The sequence below is a fragment of the Nocardiopsis sp. JB363 genome, from assembly GCF_900143625.1.
Classification (GTDB): domain Bacteria; phylum Actinomycetota; class Actinomycetes; order Streptosporangiales; family Streptosporangiaceae; genus Nocardiopsis.
In genome coordinates, this window is the sequence record NZ_FRFF01000040.1 from 1 (window position 1) to 12,054 (window position 12,054).

Annotated in this window: 9 protein-coding genes; 4 read left to right on the forward strand and 5 right to left on the reverse strand. The window is 65.6% G+C overall.

Translation table 11 applies throughout. The features are described 5' to 3' along the window. The first annotated feature begins 99 nt into the window (after positions 1-99). Entirely contained in the window at positions 100-966 is an 867-nt protein-coding gene (locus BQ8420_RS06025) for a helix-turn-helix domain-containing protein (RefSeq protein ID WP_369825473.1), read from the forward strand. Positions 967-995: 29 nt separating this feature from the next. Here the strand turns inward: BQ8420_RS06025 and BQ8420_RS06030 are convergent, their stop codons facing one another. Further along, on the reverse strand, positions 996-2,228 hold the full coding sequence (locus BQ8420_RS06030) for an MFS transporter (RefSeq protein ID WP_087096817.1): 1,233 nt from the start codon (positions 2,226-2,228) through the stop codon (positions 996-998). A 387-nt stretch (positions 2,229-2,615) separates the two neighbouring features. Here BQ8420_RS06030 and BQ8420_RS06035 point away from each other — a divergent pair, with 387 nt between their 5' ends. Together BQ8420_RS06035 and BQ8420_RS06040 are read left to right on the forward strand one after the other, a co-directional pair. Beyond that, a complete protein-coding gene (locus BQ8420_RS06035; RefSeq protein ID WP_087096818.1) occupies positions 2,616-2,906 on the forward strand; it encodes a hypothetical protein in 291 nt (96 codons plus the stop codon). Beyond that, entirely contained in the window at positions 2,899-3,723 is an 825-nt protein-coding gene (locus BQ8420_RS06040; RefSeq protein WP_087096819.1) for a hypothetical protein, read from the forward strand. Before BQ8420_RS06035 ends, BQ8420_RS06040 begins: the two co-directional genes overlap by 8 nt. A 227-nt stretch (positions 3,724-3,950) precedes the next feature. Here BQ8420_RS06040 and BQ8420_RS06045 read toward each other — a convergent pair whose 3' ends face one another. Continuing rightward, entirely contained in the window at positions 3,951-5,468 is a 1,518-nt protein-coding gene (locus tag BQ8420_RS06045; RefSeq protein ID WP_200815828.1) for a polysaccharide lyase family 1 protein, read from the reverse strand. Positions 5,469-5,843: 375 nt separating this feature from the next. Next, positions 5,844-7,382 carry a choline-sulfatase gene (gene betC, locus BQ8420_RS06050; RefSeq protein WP_087096821.1) on the reverse strand — a complete coding sequence of 513 codons (1,539 nt, stop codon included), beginning with the start codon at positions 7,380-7,382 and terminating at the stop codon, positions 5,844-5,846. A 38-nt stretch (positions 7,383-7,420) separates the two neighbouring features. Between betC and BQ8420_RS06055 the strand changes: the two genes are divergently transcribed. After that, on the forward strand, positions 7,421-8,326 hold the full coding sequence (locus BQ8420_RS06055) for a formylglycine-generating enzyme family protein (protein ID WP_087096822.1): 906 nt from the start codon (positions 7,421-7,423) through the stop codon (positions 8,324-8,326). A 25-nt stretch (positions 8,327-8,351) separates the two neighbouring features. On the opposite strand, the gene BQ8420_RS06060 is transcribed toward BQ8420_RS06055, so the two are convergent. Further along, on the reverse strand, positions 8,352-10,397 hold the full coding sequence (locus BQ8420_RS06060; RefSeq protein WP_087096904.1) for a BCCT family transporter: 2,046 nt from the start codon (positions 10,395-10,397) through the stop codon (positions 8,352-8,354). Positions 10,398-11,201: 804 nt separating this feature from the next. Continuing rightward, positions 11,202-12,050, reverse strand: a complete 849-nt coding sequence (locus tag BQ8420_RS06065; protein WP_235005960.1) for an SGNH/GDSL hydrolase family protein — start codon at positions 12,048-12,050, stop codon at positions 11,202-11,204. Positions 12,051-12,054 lie beyond the last annotated feature (4 nt).

Here is a 12,054-nt window from a genome sequence, read left to right on the forward strand (position 1 = left end):
GTGGGGAGGTGCGTCGGGGGGAGCGGTGGCGTGCCGCATCCGTCCTCGCTTTCCGGGGGTCGTACGAAATAGGGAATGAAAACGGTTTTCATTCTAAGCATAGTTTCGCCCCGCTCCGCCCCGATCGCCGCCGCGTACCCTGGTGAGGTGCCCGTATCCGACCCCCGCATCGACCCTCGCTCCGCCCGGCGCGCCAGTTCCGACAGCCGTAGGCTGCCCAGTTACGCCGCCGGTGAGATCGACGTGCCCTTCGTGATGCGGGGCAGCGTCGAGGTCATCGCGCAGGACACCTTCTGGGAGGAGCACTCCCATCCCACCCACGAACTCCTCTGGAACGAACGGGGTGCCTCCTCGGCCACCGTGGGCGCGCGCCTGTGGTCCATCACCCCTTCGGTGGGGCTGTGGATCCCGGCGGGCGTGCCGCACTCGGGATGGACCCCCTCGGGAACCTGGCACCGCGCCGCCCACTTCAGCGTCCGCGAGGTCGCGCCGCTGTCCGACCGCCCGGTCGCGGTCGAGGTCACCCCGCTGCTCAAGCTGCTGCTCGGCCGGCTGGGGGATGAGGAGCTCACCCCCCAATCGCGCGCCAAGGCCGAGTCGATGGTGCTGGACGTGCTCGCCCCGGCCGAACGCGAATTCCTGCTGCGCTTTCCGGAATCCGACGTGCTGCGGCCGATCATCGACACCCTGCGCGAGGACCCGGCCGACACCACCACCCTGGCCGCCTGGGCCACACGTCTGGGAGTGAGCTCGCGGACCCTCACTCGGGCCTTCCACGCCGAGACCGGGATGGGTTTCGCCCAGTGGAGCGCGACCGCCCGCGCCCAGCACGCGATCGTGATGCTGGCCCGGGGAGAGGGCATCGAGGAGGTCGCCGAACGCGTGGGCTTCCGCTCGGCCAGTTCGTTCAGCACGGCCTTCCGGAGGGTCACCGGGATGAGCCCGGGACGCTTCCGGTCCCAGTAGCGCTCATGGTGGGGGTCGGTTCCGGGGGTTCACTTCGCCAAAGCCCGGTCGTTCCGTAGTCGGCTCCGAATACGTGAGACGAACCAGGCCACGGTGATCGACGCCAGCAGGCAGTAGGCACCCAGGGCCGCGATCTGGGTCGGGTACGCCACTCCGGCGTCGATCAGCAGCCCGGCGACACCGGGACCCGCCGCGGAGGCCAGGACGAGGACCGCCACGATGACCGACCGGATGGACCCCAGGTGCTCGACCCCGTACACCTCGGGCCACACCGCACCGAACAGACTCAGGGACAGTCCGTTCGTGATCCCGTACAGCAGCATGAACACGACGATGCTCCACGGCCCCTCCACCGCAGCCAGGACGAGTAGACCGAGGCCGAGGGGAACCAGGTAGACGGGCACGAGCCGCAGCGCGGTGAGGCGGTCCACGAGGAAACCGCCCACCAGGTTGAACACCACCGTCGTCACGGCGTACACCGAGAAGGCCGAGGCGAACAGGGCGGGTTCCCAACCACGCAGTTCGGTCAAGTGCGCCTGGTGGAAGAACACGGTGTTGCCGATGAGGGCGGGCGCGGCCATGGCGGTGAGCAGCAGGTAGAAGTAGGGGTCGCGGAGGGTCTGGCGCCGCGTCCAGCCGCGAACCGTGGCCACCGCCGGGTCATCGTCCACGCCGGCCGGTGCGCGCTCCCGGCGCATGAGGGCGGACATCGGCCAGGCCAGCAGGAGGAGAAGGGCGACCACGACCCACCACGTCTCCTTCCACCCGACCACGGCCAAGACGGCGATGACCACGAGCGGAAGCACGGCCTCCCCGCTGTTCAGCCCCAGGGTGGCCACCGAGGTGGCGCGACCGCGATCCCGGACGAACCACCGCCCGGTGAGGGTGAAGGACGTGTGGGTCATCATCCCCTGACCGAACAGCCGTAGGGCGAACAGGGCCAGGAAGAGGATCCATACGTGGGTCGCCAGCGCCATCATCGCCGCACCCAGAGCCAGCATCAGCATGAGCACGGGGATGACCCGCCCGGCGCCGTACCGGTCCACCACCTTGCCCAACTGGGTCATCACCAGGGCTCCGGCCAGGGTCGCGATCATGAACAGGGAGCCGAACTGCCCGTGGGTGAGGTCGAGGTCCTGGCGGATGGCGGTGGAGAACAGGGAGACGAAGAAGGTCTGCCCGAACGAGGAGAACAGGAAGAGCGCGAAACAGCCCAGCAGCCAGCGCCGGTTGGTACCCAGGAAGGTGAGGTAGGCGCGCATGTCAGCCCGGGATCCGATCGTTCGACGCCGCGGCGAACGTTTCCGACCGGCTCCTCACGTTTCCCCATTCGACATCAGAATCAGGTCCGATGACATCGGTGTGCGAGAGGACGATCATTGGTGAATCCCAGATTCCTTGAGGGTAGGAGATCTCTGATGAAGCGCAGTCGGTCGGACTCTACACAGTGCTGTTCCCAGAGGGAAGAGATGTCTCGGAATGCGGGAAGTGCGAGGTCGGAGAGGCGGGAAATTTCGGGGCTGTTAATATTTTGGAGAGGGCGCCCTCGTGTTGTTGTCTTATGGTAATCAATGTAAATTCTTGGTGGCTGTTCGGATTTCGTTGGCCGGCTGACCGGTTTGCCGCAGACTCGAAGGCCACCGAACCGTATGATCGCTGAGAAGGCCGCCCCGGGCGCCGCCCACACCTGGTGGAACTCCCTGAGCAAGGCCGAGCAGGAGACCGCCATGGAGGTGCACCCCGACCTCCTGCGCGACCTGGACGGCATCCCGTCGACTTTGCGGGGCGTGTGCAGCATGGGAGAACAGACGTGGAGAGGTACCACCATTCCGGATACTTCCACGAGGAATCGTCCCTCGACTACATGGGCGGCGTGGCCGGAGGAGAGTGGGAGATATTCGATGTTCGATGTGATGGGCCGCGGTGACCGGAGTGGATGACAACCGCATCGCCCTGATCTCACGGTTCTGGGCCGCGATGACCGTGACCGTGCACGGGACGTTCGGGGCTCTCCTCTTCTACGCGCTGTTCAGGTCCCTGGACGAAATCGCGTCGGCCCCCAACGTCGTGGCCGCGGTGATCCTCGCAGGATCGGCCGCCTCCGCCGGCTGGGGACTGCACCGGTCGAAGAGGAGTCGAAGGTCGATCTTCGTCCCTCTCACGTGTGCTCCGATACCGATCGCCGTCCTCCTGCACTGGCTGATGGTGCCCTTCTCCCTGCCGGCTTCTCTGGCTCACGCCCCGTGGGCCCTGTATGCGATATGGGTCGCGCCGAGCCTCCTGGCCGCACTTTCAGGCCTGTTGGCCGCGCTTTCCGAGAAGAACGTCGATCGTCCGAAGGAGCCGTACGAACCAGGGGATACCGCAGTCCCCCTGCCGATCGTGTCGAGCGCCGGAGCGATCCTCGTTTACGCGATCCTCGGAGTTCTCGTATTCGCTCTCACCGCAGGGTTCTCAAGAGCCTACGTGCCCGGATCGGTGGTCACGGGAGCGATCTTCCTGTGTTCGCCTTTCATCTTCCTGGCTGTCGGCCTCTCTTTCGCACTCGCAAGACACATAGAGAGAGCCCGACCCATTCTTGTCGCCGGTCTGCTTTCCCTGGCCGTCATGTGCCCTGCCCTGTTGTTCACGGCCGGCGGGTTCGGCCTTCTCTTGTACCTCGTTATCGCCCTTCCACTGATCTGGCCGACCGTACGTGCGTGGCAGATCGTTCGGGCAGAAATGACAGAGAGGGGTTCCCGTTCGACCCTGGTGTAAGAGCTCATCTCAAAAGTTCTGCGAGATAGCTCTGACCCTGACATGAGCACCTTCGGTGAGTGATGTGTTGCCCGTCGGGCTCTGGGAAATCGTCCGGCCGCTGCTGGCCCACCACCCAGGACCGGCCGCCCCCGCGTGGAGCGGGGGCGGGTCGGACCCGGGACGGGAACACCATCGTTACCGTCCCGGGCCACGAAGGACCGATCGCCCGAAGGCGGGGGTCGACCTCAGTTGTTCGGCGGCGCGCCGGCGTAGGTCTCGAACTCGGCCACGCGCGGTGTGCCGTTCGAGTCGGTGATCTCGAAGTTGATCTTTCGCAGCGTCGTCGGGGTGAAGGTGATGACCCCCGCTCCGCTGCCGGTGCTCAGGACGGCGCCGGTGTCGTGGTCGACGACCCGCCAGGAACCGATGTCGCCTTCGGCTCCGGCCGCCTCGCGAATGGCGATCGTGGACACCGTGGTGTCGGAACCCCACTTGACCGAGATGCGACCGGTCGAGCCGCTCGGCGACCAGTAGGTGTTCATGTCACCGTCGATGACGTTCCCGTAACTGGTCCCGCCGGCCTTGCCGGAGCCGTCGGCCCCGGACCCGGCCCCGAGGCTGAGGTTGGTCCCAGCGGGAGGATCGGTCGGGTCAGGGTCGGTGGGATCGGGATCGGGGTCGGTCGGGTCCGGGTCCGTGGGGTCCGGGTCGGTCGGATCGGGATCGGTGGGCTCACTCGCTTCGCAGTCACCGTCCGAGACCCGATTGCCCTTGTCCGCGCCCGCGGTCTGGTTCAGCACCTCCGACAGGCAGCCGGCGTCGTCGAGCTCGTAGGGGTAGGGAATGCTCACCGACGTGGTGGACTGCGGGTCGGGCCCGGCGGGGTAGTTCTCGTCGCCCTGGCTGGACCAGGTCACGTTGTCGAAGACGTTGCCGCCGACGTCCCAGGAGCCCCTCTCGTTGGTGTAGAAGGTGCCCAGGACGTCCTTGGAGTCCTTGAAGTAGTTGTTCTCCACCTTCGCGCTGGCCCCGGCACGGGAGTTGATGCCGGACTTCTGCAGTCCCTCGTAGTGGTTGTTGTACATGTGTCCGACGCCGCCGCGCAGGAGGGGAGCGCGCGAGTCGATGTTCTCGTACAGGTTGTGGTTGTACGTGACGTAGCCGTTGGAGAGGTCGCTCTCGCTGGACCCGACCAGGCCGCCACGGCCGGAGTTGCGCAGAATGCTGTAGGAGAGGGTGACGTACTGGGTGTTGTTCTTCATGTCGAAGAGGGCGTCGTAGCCCTCCGATTCCCCACCCGACGCCTCCAGGGTGACGTGGTCGACCCAGATGTTGCGGACGTCCTTTTCCATCCCGATGGCGTCACCGCCGTTGGACGTGGGCGAGCCGGACTTCTTGACGTTCCGGACGGTCACGTTCTGGATGATGATGTTGTGGGACTCCCGGATGTGGATACCCAGCTGGTCGAACACGGCTCCGCTGCCGGTGCCGACGATCGTGACGTTGCTGATCTTCTTGAGCTCGATCACGTCGTCGGCGGTGTCACAGCCGTCCCCCGACACCTTGGAGGTGTTGCCGTGGTCGATGGTGCCCTCTACCTCGATGATGATCGGAGTGCTGGTGTCGGGCCGATCGCACAGGGCTTGGTGGAGCTGGGTTCCGGTCGTGGCCCGTACGGTCTGCCCGCCCGCGCCGCCGGTGGTCCCGCCGTTCTGAGTCGCGAAACCCGTGGCGCTTCCGGTCTGTGCCGATGCGGGGGACATGGGCAGGGACAGAACGGCTCCCAGCAGGGCCGCGGTGGCCAGCGTCGACACGAGTCGTCGCGTGATTGATCGTCTCACTGATGACCCACCTTTCAGCTTGAAGAATGAGCGTTGACTAGGGGGTGAACATTCATCTGCCGTACTCCCCGAGAGTAGAGAAAGCGCTTTCCATGTCAAGGGGTGTATTGCAAGCGCTTGCAAAGGAGAAGAAGAGTCCGACCGTCCAGAACCTCTGTGTCCTGCGGGTTCGCCGGCATCCGAGAAGGAAATCGGGAGTGAGTACCTCAAGAGGTGCAAGCGTTTGGAATCGCGTCGTCATACGAGTGGCGCCGGGCCGGGCCTGCGAGGAGGTGGCAAGCCCGGCCCGCGCGGGCCTCATCTCGAAGGGTCGGAGACCTTCCCGTAGCCGAGTGCCTCCCAGAAGTCGCCACGCACGTAGCGCTGCTCGGGCTCGGGATCGAAGTCCCAACGGCGCACCCGCCCGTTCCGCAGCGCCTCGGCGACGAGACGACGACTCGCCTGGCTCGCGAGCACATCGGATTCCAGGCGGGGGACGTCGTATCGCGCATGGAGCGCTGCCCGCATCTGGCGAACGGTCTCCGCGTACTCGGGCGCCCCGGCGCGGTTGCGCAGTTCGTCCGGGTCCACCGAGAGGTCGAAGAGCTGCTCCGGATCGCCGGGGCACAGCACGTATTTCAGGTGCCCTCGCACCAGCGTCAACTGGGGACGCAACGTGCCCTCCGCGAGGTACTCGATCACGATGTCGCGATCCTGCGGGGTCTCTTCGCCCGAGCGCTCCCGACGTGCGGTCTCCAGCAGCGACCGCCCGTCCTGCTCACCTGCCGCAGGAGCCCCCGAGAGCTCCAGCAGGGTGGGCATCAGATCGAGTAGGCAGACCGTGTTGGCGAAACGGCCCTTGGGCACCAGGTGTTCGGGTCCGTGCACGATCATCGGTACCCGCGAGGACTGCTCGTACGGTGACATCTTGTACCAGAGGCCCTTCTCGCCCAGCATGTCACCGTGGTCGCTCGTGACGATGATGACGGTGTCGTCGGCCAGCCCGAGCTCCTCGACGCGCTCGCGAATACGGCCGACATGGTCATCGATATAGTTCACCGCGGCGTAGTACGCGCGGCGGGCCCTGCGTACCTCGCCGATGCCGGGCTCCCGTACGTCGAACCCGCTCATCGTTCGCAGGCGGTGGCTGTGCGGATCCTGCTCGGGGTCGGGAACCTCGGGGTGGGCCGGATCAGGGATCTCGACGTCGGCGAACCGGTCCCAGTGCTCGCGTGGCGGCTCGTACGGATCATGCGGATGAATGAACGAGGTGACCATCAGGAAGGGCAGGTTCTCCCCCGCGGCCTGGTTGACACGGACCCTGTCGTTGAGGTGCCGTAGGGTCCGGAAACCGACCTCGTCGTCGAAGTCCTGCTGCACCGTCGCCTTGGAGACTCCGGCGGTGAACACCGCGTCGGCGTCGTGATACCACTGAAGCCGATCCGCCAGTGGGCGATTCCAATCGGGCACCATGTCGAGGTCGGCCGGGTAGACATCGGTGGTCAGCCTCTCCTCGAAGCCGTGTTGCTGATCCGGTCCGATGAAGTGCATCCTCCCGATCAGCGCCGTGTGGTAGCCGATCGCCCGCAGCCGGTGGGCGAAGGTCGGTTCGGACGCCGCGAAATCATCTCCGTTGTCGTGGCAGCCGATCGCCGAGGGCATGCGGCCGGTCATCATCGACGCACGCGAGGGCGCGCACAACGGAGTGTTGCAGTACGCGCGATCGAACACAGCTCCCTCGTCGGCGAGCGCGTCGATGTTCGGGGTCTTCGCGGCCTGATCACCGTAGGCGCCGAGAGCCTGCGCTGCCATCTGGTCAGCCTGGATCACGATGATGTTCGGCCGATTCCGAGTCATGGGTCTTCCCTTCAGTGAGACGGAACAAAGGGGTTCGAATGAGTTGCTGTGGTCCCGAACGGGACACGACCCGCCGACGGCCGGAGGGCCTGGCGGGCGCCGACGTGAAGACGCTGGAGCGCCTTACCGCCACCGCGAACGACGAGCTGCGGATGATCGGCCTCGCGGGAGGCGCGTTCCTCATGGGCAGCACGGATCGGTTCGCCTACCCCGAGGACGGAGAGGGACCTGTTCGCGAGGAGCGGGTGGAGCCGTTCGCCATCGCCCCGACGACGGTGACGGTGGCCGAGTTCGCCGCCTTCGTGCTCGACACCGGGTACCGCAGTGAGGCAGAGCGGCTGGGGGACTCGCTCGTGTTCCAGGGCCTGCTGCCTGAGAGGTTGCGCGACGGTGCGCCGGCGGTCGCGAGGACTCCTTGGTGGCGTCGGGTCGAGGGAGCGTGCTGGTACCGGCCCGAGGGCCCCGGGTCCTCGGCGGAGTCCCGCGGCGCACACCCGGTCACCCACGTGTCGCAGCGGGACGCGATGGCCTATGCCGAGTGGGTCGGTGCCCGGCTTCCGTCGGAGGCCGAGTGGGAGTTCGCGTCGCGCGGTGGGCTCGAACAGCGGTCTTTCCCTTGGGGTGCGGTACGAGAACCCGACGGAGTGCCTCGCATGAACACCTTCCCCGGTGACTTCCCGGACGGCCCGACCGGAGTGGTCGGCACCGTGCCCGCCGCGTCGTTCGTACCCAACGCCTACGGTCTGTACAACACCACGGGCAATGTCTGGGAGTGGACCAGCGGCGTCTTCGGCGAGACCGATGGACGACCCGTGCTGCGCGGCGGATCGTACATGTGCCACGCGTCGTACTGCCGTCGATATCGCACCTCCGCGCGTACCGCGGTGACCGCGGACACGACCCTCGGACATACGGGCTTTCGCCTGGCCCTCGACGTCGGCTGATCGGCGGGGGCCGAGGGCGAGGAGGTCAGCGGTCCCCATGGTCTTCCCCGGTCTCCGACGCCTCGGCACGAAGAACGTCCTGTGCCGTCGCGAACTGTTCGGGCGTGGTCTTGGAGGTCTCACCGGTGGCCGCGTCGTAGCCGTCGGCCCACTCCCCGGTCTCGAAGTCGTAGCCGACCGGTTCGCCTTCCTCATTGGTGCGCTGGTACCACTCGGTGTAACTCTCATCGGTGGAGTCGATGTCGGCCCCCGCTCCGCCCCCGGGCGGGGATTCGACGACCTTCAGTGAGAAGTCGTCGCCGTACCGGTCCACTCCCTCGGTCACGGCGTTGTTCACCGCCGTCTTGACATAGCGCATGCGCAGGGCGAGGGGATCGGTGCGCAATTCCTTGAACCACGCGATGATGGCGACGATCAGCACGAGTGCGAACGGCACCGCCGTGACGATCACGAGTTGCTGCAATCCTTCCAATGCCATCGCATCGCCGAGAAGGAGCATCACGATCGCGATTCCCGACATGACCAGGCCCCAGAAGACGACCACCCAACGGCGGGGTTGTTGATCTCCCTGCGTGGTGAGCATGCCCATCACGACCGAAGCGGAATCGGCGGCGGTGATGAAGAAGATCGCGAGCACCAGGATCACGACATAGGGCAGCCATTCGACGTACGGCAGGTTTCCGATGAGGGCGAAGAGCACCTCGGGCGCGGGCATGTCATCGGTGAATCCGTTCGCGCCTTCCCGGTACATCCAGATGGAGGTTCCACCCATCACCCCGTAGGCGATGAAGAGCAGCGAAGACGGGATGAGGATCGTTCCGAGAATGAACTGACGGATACTGCGACCACGGGAGATGCGTGCGATAAAGATGCCCACGAAGGGCGACCAGGAGATCCACCATGCCCAGTAGTAGACGGTCCACACCGATTGGAATTCTTGTGTGTCCGCACCCCACGAGAGCGATCGACCCATCATATCGAACATGGAGCCGAAATACTCCATGATCGCCGAGGGAAGCAGGTTCAGGAGGAACAGGGTGGGGCCGAGGAAGAGCACGATCGCGATCATGCCGATCGTGAGTACGATGTTGATGTTCGACAGGTACCGAATGCCCCGGGAGACCCCTGAGACGGCCGAAACAACAAAACCGATGGTCAAAATCGCGATGATGACGACCAGAGTATCGTTTGTGAGATCCCCGGCACCCGAGATGATGCTGACACCGGAGCCGATCTGCATGGCCGCGATACCGAGAGCGGCGGCGGTGCCGAAGAGTGTCGCGATGATCGCGAAGATGTCGACGAGTTTTCCGGCGAAACCCTCGGTGAGCCGCTGCCCGAACAACGCGCGGAAGATCGAGGACATGAGCAGGGAGCGCCCGCGGCGATATGCGGCGTAGGCGACGGAGCCGCCGACCAGTGCGTAGATGGCCCACGCGTGAAAGCCCCAGTGATAATACATCTGGGCAAGAGCCGTGTGCAGGGCTTCGACCGACTCGGCTTCGCTGGTCAGCGGAGGCGGTGAGATGAAGTAGCCGAGGGGTTCCGAGGGTCCCCAGAAGAGGACCGCCACGCCCAGTCCGGCGGCGAACAGCATCGCCGTCCAGGAGAACGTACTGAACTCGGGTTTCTCGCCGTCCGTTCCGAGCGGGATCCTTCCGTAGGGCGAGAACGCTATGCCCAGGAGAGCGACGAGCACGACGATGGCCACGACATTGAACATCCACCCGAGGTTGTCGGTCGACCAGTAGAAGGCCGTCTCGGCGACCCCGGCGACGCTTTCCGGTGACAAGATGCCCCAGACGACGAAAGCGACCGTCAGCGAGCCGGCGACCGCGAACACGAGCCAGTCGACCCGGTAGCGGCGGCGTTGTTCGTCGATGGCGATGCCTGGAACAAGGACCGGGTGTGTGTCGTGGGGGTAATGGGGATGCTTATAGTCCAGGCTTCCGAGTGCTGTGGTGCTCGGCCGATTCCGTGGGCTCAAGGATTCATCATTATCTTTGTCATCCTTTCGACCTTTTCGGTGGTAGCTTGGTTCATCTCTTCCTGGGTTCGGGTTTTCGGGCATGACGAACACAGCCTCCTCGTGAATATTCGGACAGAGACACGGGTCGGGTCTCAGAATACGCGAGTGCGCGTTGGGAAAGTGAATCAGGGAGAGGGGAAAGACAGGGCTGATTCCGACGAATTACGGCGAAAACAGCAGACCCTACTTACGAGGGTGCCGCAGAATGATATGCGTGCGGCTCGGCACGCATGTCGATGTCGATTCGATGCCCCGGAGTGCGCCCGGTTAGGGATCGCCGCCCCACCAGCCGATCGCTACGCCTGCCCACGAGTCGTTCTCGTGACCGATCGTGTCAGTCGAGGCGTGCGAGTCGGCCGGGTCGCGAAGTACGGCTCGGGTCGTGGAGTACGACCTGAGCCCGCGCCCGGATCGGCGCTGCGCCGACAATGCAAATTCCGACATATGCAACATAGAGTAACTGTGTCGCACGCCACTGTCAACTCTTCGGGCTGGAGTCCGAAGGTTGAGTTGTTTTGTATTGTTTCCTCGATGTTAACGGAATAATTGTGCTTATTGTTCTGGGGGCAGACTTTCCCTGTGGCGTTGAATTCAGCGGGGAGAGCGGCGGCGCCCCGAACACCGATGGTGGCCGGCTTTCGTCCATCACCGAGGCCGACGACCAGGACGAGCGCCCAGGGGCGTCGGTCCTTCGGCCCCTGGGCGCTCGTGCTGCCACCCGCTATGTTGCTCGCCCCGCCGTTCTCCCGGGCTTTTCCGATCGCACGAGCTCGTCCCGATGGGAGAGCCCCGTGCCGGAAGGTCCTTCGAGGTGTCGCGTTCGTGTCGCCACACCAGGGTTCGTCGTCAGCACGCTCCGAACCGGTCGTCCGAGGCCCAACCGGTGTCGGCCCACTCCTCGGGCGCCGCCGGGGTGAGGCCGGGGAAACGCGTTTCCAACTGGTCGAGCATCCAGTGCGTCAACCGGGCGGCGCCCTGTGGGCACAGATGGATGCCGTCGGGGTTGCGGTCGGGTTCACCGTCCCTGCTCGCTTGGTAGTCGTCTCCCCACACCTCACCGGCCTCCAGGACCTCCGCTCGGCCATCGGAGTCCGCCGCCACCGAGCGCGCCACCTCCGGGGCCCGCTCCAAGTCCTCCATGTGGGGTTCGTAGAACTCGTCGGGCTCGATCGGTGGCATGGTGACGAAGAGCAGCGTCGCGTCGACGTCGGTGACGGTGTCCACCAACTTCTCGTAGCCCTCCCGCTGTTCCTCCTCGGTGCCCCAGTCGTAACCGGTGATCTGGTAGATCACCAGGCCGGGTTCGGCGGTCTCGACCTCCTCGGGCAACGTCTCCCACCGTTCCTCGGAGAACGGCCCGACGACGTTGCCCCCGCCCTCGGAGGCGAGCGACTCGAACTCGACCCCGCTCGCTTCGAAGGCCGCGTCCAGGGCGAGCGCGACGTCCTGGCCAACGGAGTCGCCGAGCAGGAGGACCTTGGGCGGTGCCGTGGTGGTCGGTGCGTCCGAGGCCGGGGGCGTGGACGGGGCGTCCGCTTCGGAGGAGCCGGTACAGGCGGTCAACGCCAGAGCCAGCGAAGTCAGGGCGGCGGTCGTGGCCAGGGCCGTTCGGCCGCGGGGAGAGGTGGAGGCGGGCCCGGTGAGCGACCCGGTCCGCGTGGGCGACATCGTGTCGGGGTTCTGTGTCGTGGTCATGGCG